The sequence below is a fragment of the Enterococcus sp. AZ009 genome, assembly GCF_050548785.1.
In the GTDB taxonomy this organism is placed as follows: Bacteria; Bacillota; Bacilli; order Lactobacillales; family Enterococcaceae; genus Enterococcus_D; species Enterococcus_D entomosocium.
On record NZ_CP172960.1, the window covers coordinates 935,583 to 949,997 of the forward strand.

Sequence of the window (14,415 nt, forward strand, 5' to 3'; positions counted from 1 at the left end):
TAACTATGATGACAAAGATGAAGAACTTTATGAAAGTAGTAGTTGCGGTACTCATTTTAGCAATCAGTGTAAATATGTTTCTGGGCCCTCATCATATTGCTGCTGGTGGAGTTAGTGGTATTGGTATATTGGTTGAAACTGCCTTTGGAATCAATAGATCATGGGTTGTATTACTTTTAAATAGCTTAGTTTTAGTTTTAGCAGCGATTTTTCTAGGAAAAAAAGTATTTTTAAATACTGTAGTGGGTAGTATAGCTTTTCCAATCCTATTAAGAGCCGTACCTGAAGTAATGCTTACGAGTGATCGCTTGTTATCAGTTATTTTTGGTAGTTCTATTTTTGCGATAGGAGTATCAATTTTGTACACTATTCAAGCTTCAAGTGGGGGAACAACTATACCACCATTGATTTTTGAAAAATATTTTCATCTGAATAAGTCTATAGGGTTACTTATTACTGACTTTATCATAGTTTCTATGAGTTTATATGTTTTTGGGTTTGAAGAGTTTTTATTTGCGATATTATCAATTGGAATTACTTCTGTAACTATGACTTACATTGAAACAGGCATAAAACGACGGAAAGCAATTATGATTATTAGTCAGACAGAAAGTTCAGCTATAAGGTTTCAGCTTATGGAATCTATCAATAGAGGTTTATCAATTTTGGATATTCGAGGCGGACAAAAGGAGCAAGAGCGTGAAATGTTGTTAATCGTTGTGTCCAACCAGGAATATCCTCAGGTTAAAAAAATTGTGGATAAGATTGATCCTAAAAGTTTTATGATTACTTATAATGTAGCTGATGTCCATGGAGAAGGGTTTACCTATCATCCAATACAGTAAATAAGGAGAATGAATATGGAACCGATTTTGGCATTTACTATCGTCATGTTGATTTGGACGATTGGCGAGTTTGTATCAACTAAAACAAAAGCTCTTGTATCCATGATGCTTGTTGCTTCAATGATTTTTCTGATTGGATTTGCAGGAGATTTTCTTCCGCATGATTTAATCCAAGATTCCGGATTATTAGGACTTGGTAATGCAGTGATTGGTATAATAATTGTTCATTTAGGGACAATGATGAGTATGGAAGACTTAAAAGCGCAATGGCGAACTTTTGTTATCGGATCAGTGACTGTCGTTTTGATGACAGTTATATTGATTTTTGTAGGCCAACTGGTATTTGATCGCAATATTGCTATCGCAGGTACTGCCTCAATTACAGGTGGAACCCTCTCAATACTGATGATACAAGATAAGGTTTTAGAAATTAATTCAGCAAGAGGAGACTTAGGCATATTATCTAGCTATTTATTAGCAGTTTTTCCACTACTGGTACTCAACTTGAAAAACCTTGTAGGATTTTTGGTGACAGCTAATATTTTAAAAAAAGAGGCTTTGCGTGTTCGAGGTGAGTACCGCAAAGGGAATTTAACTTTCTATGAAAAAGAAGTTGAAGAAAATATTAAACCTTCGTATGAGAGCATTTTGCCAAGTTTTTTACAAACAGCTTACGGAACTTTATTTCTCTTAGGATTAACCGTTTATATTTCTCGATTTTTGAGCGCGTTGACAAACGGAGCTTTGAATACATTTGTAATTTCGTTGTTATTAGGAATTTTATTGAGACATTTTAAAGTGTTGAAACCAAATGCTTTATCAGCAACAGATTCTTTTGGGCTATTAATGATTTCAATAATGGTTATTGCTTTTGGCCCTCTGGCTGACATTGTTCCTGCCGATTTATTAACGTTGGTATGGCCAATTGCGTTTTACTTGGTAACAGGTGTATTAATTATTTTTGGTATTTCTTACATGATTGGAAGAAGAGTAGGATATTCTGGGGCTCTTTCTTTAGCAATCGGTATGACTACCTTTTTTGGATTTCCAGGGACAATGGTACTTACCAAAGAGGCAGCTGCAGCCGTTGGTGAGTCAGAGGAAGAAATCGCAGTAATCGAACAAAATATTTTACCAATCATGGTGACAGCCGGATTTTCAACAGTAACAATTACTTCAGTGATAACTGGTGGTTTAATTGTTGGATTTATGGTGGGATAAGTGAGTGTGTTATTTTTTAATCATGCTCTTATCTTTACTGTTTAAATTATAGACAAATTATAAAATAGAAGAGTGGTATGTATATGAGTAAGGATAGTAGAAACAAAATTATAGAAATTGTTTTAGGTATTGTTTTTATAGGATTAGGTATATTTTCATTAAATCGCCCAATCGCAACACTAGGTGTTTTGGTTATCTGGTTTGGTATTTTTTCTATAATTCGAGGGATTGCCACATTGACAGGAATGGGTGCACATGCGGATATTAAATCACGAGGTGTAAGAATTTTTATTGGCGCGGTTGACATATTAATCGGAATCATTTTTGTCACGAATCTTGTCAAAGGTGCGCTTTGGATAGGAATCTTTTTTGCAGTTTGGTTTTTTATAGAAAGTATAGGAAATCTATTTTTAACTGCACGTTTCTCAAAAAAATCCGGTTTTTCAAAAATTGGGATTCTTTTATTAGATATACTTTGTCTAATCATTGCAGGAATGCTTATTTTAAATCCGCTAATTGTAACATTAACCTTACCTATTTTGGTCGGATCTTTTGCTATTCTATTCGGATTTGTTCAAATAGTGCAGGGTCTTCGTCTTTAGTCATAAAAACTTTGAGCTCCCCATGATTTTAGTATTCATGAGGAGCTCAATCGCTTTATTAGCAACAAAATAGGTATAAATTTCCAACGAATATAGAATGAAGGTGGATTTCAAATGAACTATATTAAAAAATCAAAATATTTTTATAGTTTAACATTAGTTTTTATTACCTTGCTTGTATGGTCAGAAGTAAAAAAAAGTGTTGGTTTAATGAGGTTTTTTGAAGTTGTTTTTAGTACCTTGCTTATCCCATTGATAATCTCTATTTTTTTATATTATTTGTTATTTCCGTTATATCTTTTTATTTATAAATATATAAAAAATGAGCATTTTAGTTTGATTAGCACTTTTGCTATTTTTATATTAATATTATATTTTTTGATTAGAGAAGTCATTCCAGTCTTCTTCCAGCAAATAGATATAATCATTGTCGAACTACCAAAATGGATTGAAGAATTAGATCAGTTGATACTCCACTCCAAAGTATTAGGAGAAGAAAATACTCAATACTATCTTTCTTTAATCAACACATCTACCGAAGATATAATCGCTGTATTATTTCTTGGGTTGAAGAGCGGTATTCAAGTTATTCTATCAATTATTGCTAGTTCCTTTTTAGCAGTTAGCTTAGTTCCAATTATTGTATTGTTCATGTTAAAAAAGGCTAATAAACCTAAAAAAATCTACACATGTATACCAGAATCATACCAAGGTATCTCATCTGAATATCTTGATAAGATAGGAAAAGTGCTCTCAGACTATATTTGGGGGAAATCACTTGTTTGCTTATATGTTTTCTTTGGAGCATTAATAACTTTCTATGCTGCAGGGTTAAAGGGTGCATTAGTTTTTGCAATAATCGCTGGAATAATGGATATTGTTCCTTATTTCGGTCCTTGGATTGGCACCTTACCAGCAATTTTATCAGCTTTGGTCTCAGATGAACCAAATGTCATTATTATTGTTATAGGAATTCTGATTGTTCAGCTAGGAGAATCTTATCTAGTTTCTCCATACATTATGAGTAAAGAACTAAAAGTACATCCAGTGGCCATTATAATTGCTATGCTTATAACTGGCCAACTCTTTGGTATTCTTGGAATGATTATTGTCTTACCTATAATTGCTATAATAAAAGTTACAATTATTTATAGCATAAAAATATATAGATTAACTAATAAAAATAAATCAGCTATTAATGAGGGGGCATATAATGAAGAATAAACTACAACAATTGTTTGTATTAACACTAATTACAGTAATTTTGATCTTCATTTTTTACTTGTATGTTCCTTATTTTATATATCTAACAGTAATTACAGAACTATTTTCGCTTATTGTTTGTATTTCTTTAATCTTTTTTGATGAAAGAAATACAACATCAAAGTTTTCTTGGATTCTGGCTATTTTAATGTTTCCCTATTTGGGGATTATTAGTTTTATTTTGATTGGTAGAAATCCAAAGTCGAGAAAATTTTCAATACAACAAACACAAAATGAGCTGGCTATACAAAAATACGTAAAAAAGCTAATTCGTAGTCAAAATTATGTTCAACATTTAAACAATACATTACCGAGTGAAATATTTAAACTATCTGGGAAGTCTCCGGTTGTTGGAAACCAAATAGATGTATTTCACGATGGCAATAAAGCCTTTACAGAAATATTAAAGGATATTCAATCTGCCTCTCACCATATTCATGTATTCTATTTTATTATTAAGGGAGATTCGACGGGAGAAAAGCTTCTAAAACTATTAGCAGAAAAGGCAAAACAAGGAGTTATTGTAAGGTTGATGTATGATAGCGTTGGATCAATTAAACTTCCATATGACCTAATAAGATATATGAAAGAATCTGGAGTAGAAACAAGAGTTTACGATTTGGTCAATTCACCGTTATTAAGTACTCGGGTTAACTGGAGAAATCATCGGAAAATGATAGTTATTGATGGTAAAATTGCTCATGTTGGTGGGATGAATATAGGTGATGAATATTTGAGTAAAACAAAAGAATTTAATTATTGGCGCGACACAAATATTAGAATGATGGGTCTTTCGGTTATTGAGGTACAAGAAATCTTTCTATATGATTGGTTCTTTTTAAATACTGATATTAAAGCTGAAACATTTCTGAAACAGTCAGAGTATTATTTCCCAACTACAGAAAAGAAACTTTCTGGAGAAACTATTCAAGTTATATATGGAGGACCTTATGATTCTGAACGAATAATCAAAGATGCCATCATAAACATTATTGGTAAAGCTAGAAGGTCAATAAAAATAGCCATGCCTTATTTTGTACCTGACGAGGATTCTTTAGCAGTCTTAAGAAGGGCCGCAAGGTGTGGTATTAAAATACAATTAATCATTCCTGGAAAAGGAGATCGAGGCATTTCCTTTCATGGGACTAACTCATTTATTGACCGTTTGTTAGATGTAGGAATCGAAGTTTTTTTCTATAATCCAAATTCCTTCATACATTGTAAAGTGATTATCGTGGATGATGAAATTGCAACGATTGGATCAACGAATTTTGACATTCGAAGCTTTCATTTAAACCATGAATTATCAGTCTTTATTTATGGTCCATCAGAAACCGTTAATAAATTGAACCAACAGTTTGAAAGAGATTTGGAATGCTCAATAAGTGTTTATAACTATCAACAAAAAAAATCAACTTTAACTATTATTAATGAGAAGCTGAGTAAGCTATTTATTCCCTTGCTCTAAAATCAATTAAGTAAGTACTATCTATTTATATTTATTTTTCAATTATACAATAAGAAAAAGTATTTGCTTTGGTTATAACAGTTAGATATAGATTCCTTGGAAGCATTACACGTAATCTTGGATTAAGTTGAGTATAGATAACCAAAATTAATTTTCACGTTAATTAGAGTTTTAGTTATGGTCAAACTCTTATTCAGAAACGCAAGAGATTTTAATAGCATTACATTTGATGATGGAAAATAATATAGTTAGGAAATACAAATTTTCATTGAATAATATAGTTAGATCAATATTAGAAAGAATAAACAAATAAATAAAAAGTGTCCATAAAATAACTATGGGAATTCTTTTTAACAATCAACTGACAATTGGATACCTCTTACAAATCTATTTTTACATCTGGAATATAATTATATTCATTTAAATCGCGAAAATATTAAAGATATTAATTTGTAGGATGAAGAAGTAGAATATTTGATTGTAAATCAAGTACACCATAAGATTTTGAAAGGTTCACCTAAATCCCTATTTAAAGATAAGATAATAATAAAAAAAGTTGACGAAAGTGATTATAAGTTACTAAAGTATTATGTTGAAGGGCTATATAATGATCCTCGCTACATAATGGAATGAGAAAAACAAAAATATGATAATTCAATAGTTCATTGTTAATTTGTGATTTTTTTTCAATTAACGAATTTGTTATTAATTAGACGTAAGGAAGGGATCTAAGAAAATGGAATTGACCAAAATAGAGTATAGAATTATGATTGCATTTTATGAGCAAAATAATCAATTAACAAAAGTTTCATTTCTTGAAAAATATCCTGAGTTCAAGGGAAATACAGTATACCTGACGATTGATCGTTTAGTTGATAAAAATTATCTTGAAGTTCTTGTGGATAAAAAGAAATCAGAGCAGTGTTCATATAAAGTGAAACATTCGTTCTCAGAATTTTTTTCATTGCTAATTGGTAAATCGGTAGTAAGTAATCTTGTCAATCGAAAAATTCGTGAGTCTTGTGATGCAGAATACCTTGACTTACTATCAAAATTAGTTCAATCATCTAAGAAAAAAATATCTGATGATTAGCAATGTTTATTTAGTCTAATTCGTTTTAGCAGGAATATTTTGTTCATTATAATCTCAATTATAGGGATCGAAGATTTTAGAAAAATAGACATTAAATAGCAGAATATTTTGATGTATTTATTGAAAGGGATGTTTGGAAGGGGAATATTTCCTACCCACAATTAGAATAAACTACTATCTTTTTTTATTTTTTAAATGGTCAGGTGTCAAAAAATCAATAGTTTTTGATCCTTTTTTTATTCCACGTTTGATAAATCTTTCAGTAGCTCAATTAATTAGGTCAGAAAGTTTCTTTTTAAGAGGACACCAGAGTATGCCTAAATGTCTTGAATAAGTTTCAAAGAAATGAATAAAAAATTAATCGATCAAACAATTGTATTATCAGTTGTTTGATCGATTTTTTTGTCTTATAATTAAACTGAACAGGAACAAGACAATTAAGTTGAGCATTGGTATTGTTTAAAACAATCAAAAAAGAGGCGATTTTATGGCTAAAATTGGTTATGCAAGGGTAAGTAGTAAAAATCAGAACTTAGATAGACAAATTGAGTCGCTACAGGACGTTTCTAAGCTGTTTTCAGATAAAGTAAGTGGACAATCACTCGAGCGGCCACAATTAAAAGCAATGTTAGAGTATATTCGTGAAGGTGATATTGTGGTTGTCACTGAACTGGATCGATTAGGACGGAATAATAAAGATTTAACGGATATTATGAATCAAATTCAACAAAAAGGAGCAACTCTTGAAGTTTTGAATTTACCGTCGATGTCAGGGATTGAGGACGAAAATCTAAGGCGTTTGATTAATAATTTGGTTATTGAATTATACAAGTACCAGGCAGAATCAGAGCGAAAAAGAATTCGTGAACGTCAACAGCAAGGAATTGAGCTGGCGAAGCAAAAAGGGAAATTTAAAGGTGGTAAGCTGAAGTATCAAAAAGATGACCCAAAATTACAGCATGCTTTTGAATTGTATCTAAAGGGAAGTACCGAGAAAGATATTGAGTTGAAAACTGGAATTAATCGGAGAACATTCAAGAGGTACCGTGAGAGGTATGGGGTAATTAGAAAATAATGTAAGGAGAATAAAAATGAAAAAACAAAAGATAAATTTAAAAGAGTATGTAGATGAAAAGAAGATTACGTTAAGAGAGATTAGTGATCAGACAGGGATTAAAGAGTCGGTTCTGTTGCAAAGTTTTAAATCTACTATCAAATAAGGTAGAATAATAGAAAAAGATAGCAGGAGGAATGACGATGAATCCTTTTAAAGGAAAGCAATTTCAGCAGGATGTGATTATTGTAGCCGTGGGCTACTATCTTCGTTATAACCTTAGCTATCGTGAAGTTCAAGAAATCTTATATGATCGTGGCATTAACGTTTCTCATACGACGATTTATCGTTGGGTGCAAGAATATGGCAAACTACTCTATCAAATTTGGAAAAAGAAAAATAAAAAATCCTTTTATTCATGGAAAATGGATGAAACGTACATCAAAATTAAAGGAAAATGGCATTATTTGTATCGAGCCATCGATGCAGATGGTTTAACCTTGGATATTTGGTTACGTAAAAAACGGGACACACAAGCAGCCTATGCTTTTCTTAAGCGGTTAGTGAAGCAGTTTGATGAACCGAAGGTTGTAGTCACAGATAAAGCCCCCTCTATTACAAGTGCCTTTAAGAAACTAAAAGAATACGGCTTTTATCAAGGGACAGAACATCGTACCATTAAATACCTGAATAATTTGATTGAACAAGACCATCGTCCAGTAAAGAGACGCAATAAATTCTATCGAAGTTTACGCACTGCCTCTACCACGATTAAAGGCATGGAAGCCATTCGAGGATTACATAAGAAAACCCGAAAAGAAGGCACTCTCTTCGGGTTTTCGGTCTGTACTGAAATCAAGGTATTATTGGGAATCCCAGCTTAAATCATAGATACCGTAAGGGATTTTATTCTTTATTTAAAACTTTGCAACAGAACCATTTGATTGAACAAGACCATCGTCCAGTAAAGAGACGCAATAAATTCTATCGAAGTTTACGCACTGCCTCTACCACGATTAAAGGCATGGAAGCCATTCGAGGATTATATAAGAAAACCCGAAAAGAAGGCACTCTCTTCGGGTTTTCGGTCTGTACTGAAATCAAGGTATTATTGGGAATCCCAGCTTAAATCATAGATACCGTAAGGGATTTTATTCTTTATTTAAAACTTTGCAACAGAACCAACTCTTGACAATAATTGTTTACTAGTGTAAACTCTATTTAACGTTAATGTTTACGCGAGTAAACGAAAGGGGGAGAGAATATGAGTACTATAGCTGTAGACCTTCATATAACCGATGCTGAATGGGAAGTTATGCGTGTAGTCTGGGCGAATGGTCGAGTGACTAGTAAAGAAGTCATTTCTACATTGGGAGAGAAAATGGACTGGAAACAAGCGACAACCAAAACGCTCTTAGGTCGACTCGTGGAAAAAGGCGCACTGAATACAGAACAAGAAGGTAGAAAATATATTTATTCGGCAAATATCGAAGAGAAAGAAGCGGTAAGAAGTTTTACAAACGATATTTTCAACCGTATTTGTCGAAAGAGTGTCGGGAATGTAGTAGGGAGTATCATTGAAGATCATGTCTTAAGCTTCGATGATATCCAGCGACTAGAAGAAATATTAGAGATGAAAAAAGCTTTCGCAGTAGAAGAAGTGGATTGTCAGTGTACAGAAGGGCAATGCGATTGCCATTTACATCATCATGGAGAATAAGGAGCGAAAAAATTGGAGAATAAATCGTTTGCCATAGAAGGTATGACCTGTGCGTCTTGTGCGCAGACAGTAGAAAAAGCGGCAAAAAAAGTACGTGGGGTCACACAGGCTTCCGTGAACCTAGCAACAGAAAAGTTGAGTATAGAATACAATGAAACAACTTTTTCGGTAGAAAATCTACAAAAAGCGGTGGATAATTCAGGGTATGAACTGATTGCCCAAGAAGGAACGACGCAAACCTTTGCAATTGAAGGGATGACCTGCGCATCCTGTGCACAGACAATTGAAAAAGCTGTCGGAAAGTTGTCGGGCGTAGATAAAGCTTCAGTCAATTTAGCGACAGAAAAAATGCAAGTTTCTTATAACCCGTCAGCAATTTCAGTATCTGATGTGACTGGTGCTGTATCCAATAGTGGTTATGCAGCCGTATTAGAAACAACTGAGACTCAAGATAATTCACGAGCAGAGAAGCGTGAGAAAAAAGAAAAAAGAATGAAGCAACTTTCAAATCGTTTTGGGATATCCATTATATTTACAATCCCTTTACTAATTATATCCATGGGTCATATGGTAGGTATGCCTCTACCAAATATCGTTGACCCAATGATAAATGCATTTAATTTTTCTCTTTTACAACTTATTCTGACTTTGCCGATAATGGTAGTAAGCTGGGAATATTTCCAGAAGGGATTCAAAACCTTATTTAAAGGTCACCCAAATATGGATTCCCTGATTGCCCTTGGTACCGCGGCCGCTTTTGTATACAGTCTGGCAGCGACGATCGGAGCTGGCTTAGGTTACGGCAACTTTTCCGATTTACTTTACTATGAAGTGACTGGAGTTATCTTAACTCTTCATACGTTAGGGTTATTTTTAGAAGAGCGATCAAAGGGGCAAATGTCCTCAGCGATTGAAAAATTAGTCAACTTGGTTCCTAAAACAGCTCGAGTGATACGTAATGGTGTGGAACAAGAGATTACTGTGGACGAAGTCGCTTTAGGAGATGTTATTCGAGTTCGTCCGGGAGAAAGTATGCCTGTAGATGGTGTTGTTGTTGAGGGACGCACTTCAGTCGATGAATCAATGCTGACAGGAGAAAGTATCCCCGTGGAAAAGGAAAGTGGAGACGAGGTTATTGGGGCTAGTATCAATAAAAATGGTTCCATTGATTACCGCGCGACTCGAGTGGGAAGTGATACAACTCTATCTCAAATCATAAAATTAGTAGAAGATGCTCAAGGGTCTAAAGCACCCATTGCTCGAATGGCCGATATCATTACCAGATATTTCGTACCGATTGTTATAGCATTAGCCGTTTTAGCAGGGATTGCTTGGTTAATTGCAGGTCAATCTGGAATATTTGCTTTATCCGTTATCATAACAACCCTTGTCATTGCTTGTCCATGTGCCTTAGGTTTGGCGACTCCAACAAGTATTATGGTTGGAACCGGAAAAGGGGCAGAACATGGTGTCTTGATAAAGAGTGGTGAGGCGTTAGAAACCACTCATAATTTAGACACGATTGTATTTGATAAAACAGGGACACTGACAGAAGGTAAACCTATCGTGACGGATATTTTGGTAACTCCTCTTATTACTAAAGAAAATCTTTTATATTATGCAGCTTCCGGTGAAACAGGTTCTGAACACCCATTAGGCGAAGCCATCGTACAGAAATCAAAAGAAGAGAACATGACATTAGCTAAACCAGATCATTTTGAAGCGATTCCTGGACACGGGATTCGAATTGAAATTGAGGGCAAAGATATGTACATTGGAAACCGTAAACTGATGCTAGAGCAAAAGATTGATTTATCAAGTGTGGAAAAAGAATCCGATCGTTTAGCAGACGAAGGAAAAACACCGATGTATCTCTCTGTTGATGGAGAACTAGCTGGAATTATCGCAGTAGCTGACACACTCAAGGAAAATAGTATGAAGGCTGTTAAAGAACTTAGAAGACGCGGTGTTGAAGTAATCATGATTACTGGAGATAACAAACGAACAGCCAAAGCGATTGCTAAGCAAGTGGGTATAGACAGTGTATTAAGTGAAGTATTACCTGAAGATAAAGCAGAGGAAGTCAAAAAACTACAAGAGGCAGGCAAGAAGGTAGCGATGGTTGGAGACGGCATTAACGATGCACCCGCATTAGCTCAAGCAGATGTCGGAATTGCAGTTGGATCAGGTACAGACGTGGCGATTGAATCGGCTGATATTGTCCTTATGCGTAATGATTTAACCGCTGTATTGACTGCGATTGATTTAAGTCATGCAACGCTACGAAACATTAAACAAAACTTGTTCTGGGCTTTTGCTTACAACCTTGTAGGTATTCCAGTTGCGATGGGTCTCTTGCATATTTTTGGCGGACCATTGATGAATCCAATGTTTGCGGCAGTCGCCATGAGTTTCAGCTCCGTATCGGTCTTGCTCAATGCTTTACGGTTAAGACGATTCAAACCAGCAGTTGTTTAGAAAACACGTAGCTTATTTGGGATTTAAACTTCTTCCTATTCTATATAATAGGAGAAGATAAAAAAAAAAAGGGGAATAAAATAATGAAAAAAGAAGTCTTATTAGATGGCGTAAAATGTGCAGGTTGTGCGAACACGGTACAAGAAAGATTTTCAGCTATTGAAGGGGTTGAATCTGTAGAGGTTGATTTTGCGACTAAAAAAGCAGTACTTGAAAGTCAAACAGAGATTGATACCGAAACGCTCAATGCTGCTTTAGCAGAAACTAACTATTCAGTATTAAGTGCATAAAGTACAAATACCATTTATTCATAGATAGTAGATAGAGATAAAGTATAGAACCCTTTTCATGAGAATTATATGCAGTGTTAGATGAGAAAGTTCTAAAACTTTAAAATTATTCTCTAATATAATAAGGAGGAATTAAAAATGAGTAATAACAAAAAACATTCGTCACATAGTCATCATAATCACGGCGCCATGGATCACAGCAAGATGGACCATAGTCAGATGGATCACAGCAAGATGGACCATAGTCAGATGGATCACAGCAAGATGGACCATAGTCAGATGGATCACAGCAAGATGAATCACAGTGAAATGGATCATGGCGCAATGGGAGGGCATGCCCACCACCATCACGGTAGCTTTAAGGAGATTTTCTTGAAGTCACTCCCATTAGGAATTGCAATCTTACTCATTACTCCTATGATGGATATTCAGTTGCCTTTCCAAATTATTTTTCCTTATGCAGACGTTGTAGCGGCTGTATTGGCAACAATTCTATACATTTATGGCGGAAAACCATTCTACATGGGTGCGAAAGATGAGTTTAATTCAAAAGCTCCAGGCATGATGTCCTTGATTACTTTGGGAATAACGGTTTCTTATGCCTATAGTGTTTACGCAGTGGCCGCTCGATATGTGACCGGAGAACATGTCATGGACTTCTTCTTTGAGTTTACAACGTTAATTTTAATCATGTTATTAGGACACTGGATTGAAATGAAGGCATTGGGTGAAGCAGGGGACGCGCAAAAAGCATTGGCTGAGTTGGTGCCGAAAGATGCTCATGTTGTTTTAGAAGACGATTCGATTGAGACTCGTCCTGTGTCTGAACTTCAGATTGGAGATGTTATCCGTGTTCAAGCAGGAGAAAATGTTCCAGCTGATGGTATCATTATTCGCGGAGAATCACGTGTAAACGAAGCGCTTGTGACTGGGGAATCGAAACCAATTGAAAAAAATCCCGGAGATGAGGTCATCGGTGGATCAACCAATGGTGGCGGAGTCCTCTATGTGGAAATAAAGCAGACGGGCGATAAGTCCTTCATTTCTCAGGTTCAGGCATTAATCAGTCAAGCTCAAGGCCAATCTTCTCGAGCAGAAAATCTTGCACAAAAAGTTGCAGGATGGCTCTTTTATATTGCGGTTATTGTAGCGCTTATTGCCCTTGTCATATGGATGGTTATAGCTGATGTACCAACGGCAGTTATTTTTACAGTCACCACATTAGTTATTGCTTGTCCGCATGCCCTGGGTCTGGCTATTCCATTGGTGACTGCTCGTAGTACCAGCTTAGGGGCCAGTCGGGGATTATTAGTGAAAGACCGGGACGCTTTGGAGTTGACTACAAAAGCAGATGTTATAGTTTTAGATAAAACGGGAACTTTAACAACTGGTGAGTTTAAAGTATTAGATGTTGAACTCTTTAATGATAAATATACGAAAGATGAAATCGTTGCCTTATTGTCAGGTATCGAAGGTGGATCTAGTCACCCTATCGCTCAGTCAATTATTAGTTACGCAGAACAGCAAGGGATACGTCCAGTAAGTTTTGATTCGATTGATGTTATTTCTGGCGCTGGTGTAGAAGGTCAAGCTAACGGACATCGTTATCAATTAATCAGTCAAAAATCATATGGACGTAATCTGGATATGGATATTCCAAAAGGAGCAACCCTCAGTGTCTTAGTAGAAAACGACCAAGCAATCGGTGCTGTAGCTTTAGGGGATGAATTAAAACCGACAAGTAAAGACTTAATACAAGCCCTTAAAAAGAACAAGATTCAGCCGATTATGGCAACGGGTGACAATGAAAAAGCGGCTCAAGGAGCTGCAGAAATTTTAGGTATTGATTATCTAGCTAATCAATCTCCTCAAGACAAATATGAATTAATTGAAAAACTTAAAGCAGAAGGAAAGAAAGTTATCATGGTCGGTGACGGGGTCAACGATGCACCTTCTCTTGCATTAGCAGACGTTGGTATAGCTGTTGGTGCCGGAACTCAAGTAGCATTGGATTCAGCCGATGTCATCTTGACACAGTCAGACCCTGGCGACATTGAATCCTTTATCGAGTTGGCTCAGAAGACCACACGTAAGATGAAAGAAAATCTTGTTTGGGGAGCAGGGTATAACTTTATCGCGATCCCAATAGCTGCAGGAATACTAGCACCAATTGGCATAACATTAACTCCAGCAGTCGGTGCCGTCTTGATGTCACTTTCGACTGTAATTGTTGCCATCAATGCTATGACATTGAAATTAGAGCCAAAATAAACAGTTATTTGGCACATGAAATAATTGAATGACCTTATCGTGTAAAAATACAATAGTTTCACAGGAAAGGAAGAGATGAAATAATTTAAAAAATCATCTCTTCCTTTTTT

General features: G+C 35.2%; 13 protein-coding genes and 1 pseudogene. All 14 read left to right on the forward strand.

The genetic code is table 11. The annotated features are described in order from the left end of the window. The first annotated feature begins 8 nt into the window (after positions 1-8). The 14 genes and pseudogenes from IGJ74_RS04280 (at position 9) to tcrB (ending at position 14,305) form a co-directional block, all read left to right on the forward strand. Positions 9-845, forward strand: a complete 837-nt coding sequence (locus IGJ74_RS04280) for a YitT family protein (protein ID WP_218193594.1) — start codon at positions 9-11, stop codon at positions 843-845. A 15-nt stretch (positions 846-860) separates the two neighbouring features. Then, positions 861-2,066 carry a hypothetical protein gene (locus IGJ74_RS04285; protein WP_218193591.1) on the forward strand — a complete coding sequence of 402 codons (1,206 nt, stop codon included), beginning with the start codon at positions 861-863 and terminating at the stop codon, positions 2,064-2,066. An 83-nt stretch (positions 2,067-2,149) separates the two neighbouring features. Beyond that, the gene (locus tag IGJ74_RS04290) at positions 2,150-2,668 is read left to right on the forward strand and encodes an HdeD family acid-resistance protein (RefSeq protein WP_218193590.1); all 519 of its coding nucleotides are present in this window, start codon (positions 2,150-2,152) and stop codon (positions 2,666-2,668) included. Between the two features lie 114 nt (positions 2,669-2,782). Beyond that, positions 2,783-3,892 (forward strand): AI-2E family transporter, encoded by a 1,110-nt coding sequence (locus IGJ74_RS04295; RefSeq protein WP_218193589.1) that lies wholly within the window; start codon positions 2,783-2,785, stop codon positions 3,890-3,892. Continuing rightward, complete coding sequence (gene cls, locus IGJ74_RS04300) at positions 3,882-5,399, forward strand: cardiolipin synthase (protein WP_255324188.1); 1,518 nt, start codon at positions 3,882-3,884, stop codon at positions 5,397-5,399. Before IGJ74_RS04295 ends, cls begins: the two co-directional genes overlap by 11 nt. 736 nt (positions 5,400-6,135) lie before the next feature. Then, positions 6,136-6,492: a BlaI/MecI/CopY family transcriptional regulator gene (locus IGJ74_RS04305; protein WP_218193622.1), complete on the forward strand. Its 357-nt coding sequence runs from the start codon at positions 6,136-6,138 to the stop codon at positions 6,490-6,492. 487 nt (positions 6,493-6,979) lie between these two features. Next, entirely contained in the window at positions 6,980-7,567 is a 588-nt protein-coding gene (locus IGJ74_RS04310) for a recombinase family protein (RefSeq protein ID WP_218193623.1), read from the forward strand. Between the two features lie 16 nt (positions 7,568-7,583). Then, positions 7,584-7,712 (forward strand): hypothetical protein, encoded by a 129-nt coding sequence (locus IGJ74_RS04315; protein ID WP_430608692.1) that lies wholly within the window; start codon positions 7,584-7,586, stop codon positions 7,710-7,712. A gap of 37 nt (positions 7,713-7,749) precedes the next feature. Beyond that, positions 7,750-8,430: an IS6-like element IS1216 family transposase gene (locus IGJ74_RS04320; protein ID WP_185953094.1), complete on the forward strand. Its 681-nt coding sequence runs from the start codon at positions 7,750-7,752 to the stop codon at positions 8,428-8,430. Positions 8,431-8,480: 50 nt separating this feature from the next. After that, positions 8,481-8,675, forward strand: a pseudogene (locus IGJ74_RS04325) (hypothetical protein); the annotation flags it as partial. Positions 8,676-8,810: 135 nt separating this feature from the next. After that, the gene (gene tcrY, locus IGJ74_RS04330; protein WP_002337544.1) at positions 8,811-9,266 is read left to right on the forward strand and encodes a copper-responsive transcriptional repressor TcrY; all 456 of its coding nucleotides are present in this window, start codon (positions 8,811-8,813) and stop codon (positions 9,264-9,266) included. Positions 9,267-9,278: 12 nt separating this feature from the next. Then, the gene (locus IGJ74_RS04335) at positions 9,279-11,744 is read left to right on the forward strand and encodes a heavy metal translocating P-type ATPase (RefSeq protein ID WP_002337543.1); all 2,466 of its coding nucleotides are present in this window, start codon (positions 9,279-9,281) and stop codon (positions 11,742-11,744) included. Between the two features lie 83 nt (positions 11,745-11,827). After that, a complete protein-coding gene (tcrZ, locus tag IGJ74_RS04340) occupies positions 11,828-12,034 on the forward strand; it encodes a copper chaperone TcrZ (RefSeq protein ID WP_005237621.1) in 207 nt (68 codons plus the stop codon). Between the two features lie 138 nt (positions 12,035-12,172). Beyond that, complete coding sequence (gene tcrB / locus IGJ74_RS04345) at positions 12,173-14,305, forward strand: copper-translocating P-type ATPase TcrB (protein ID WP_430608693.1); 2,133 nt, start codon at positions 12,173-12,175, stop codon at positions 14,303-14,305. The last annotated feature ends 110 nt before the right edge of the window (positions 14,306-14,415 follow it).